Source organism: Staphylococcus ureilyticus (assembly GCF_002902235.1).
GTDB lineage: Bacteria > Bacillota > Bacilli > Staphylococcales > Staphylococcaceae > Staphylococcus > Staphylococcus ureilyticus.
On record NZ_PPRL01000144.1, the window covers coordinates 1 to 532 of the forward strand.

The 532-nt window shown below is 41.2% G+C and carries 1 protein-coding gene; it reads left to right on the top strand.

Features of this window, described 5'->3' with window-relative positions:
• Window positions 1-532 (top strand): GA-like domain-containing protein (locus CD150_RS13505; protein ID WP_206185646.1); only part of this gene is annotated, 532 nt, incomplete at both ends.

Here is a 532-nt window from a genome sequence, read left to right on the forward strand (position 1 = left end):
GTACTGCGGGTAAAGAAGATTTACAAACAAGACTAGATAACATCGCGTCAGTAACATCACCAGAAATAAATGACGTAGATAGCAATGGTGTGCTAGATACTGACCAATTATCCGAAGCGTCTCAAGCAGTAGTGAATGCAGAACAAGCGAAAACCGCAGTGGACAATAAGCTAGCAGAAGCAACATCAGATGGCTTAGTGACTCCGAACGAAAAAGCCGAAGTAGATGCGTTAATACAAACATTAGAAAGCGCAAAACAAACAGCCCAAGAAAAGGTAAATAGCGTACCATCTAGTACCGCAGGTAAGACAGATTTACAAACAAGACTGGATAACATCACATCAGTAACGTCACCAGAAGTAAATGATGTGGATGGTAATGGAGTCTTAGATACTGACCAATTATCCGAAGCGTCTCAAGCAGTGGTAAGTGCAGAACAAGCAAAAACAGTAGTGGACAATAAGCTAACAGAAGTAACATCAGACGGATTAGTAACACCAGATGAAAAAGCCGAAGTAGATGCGTTGATTCA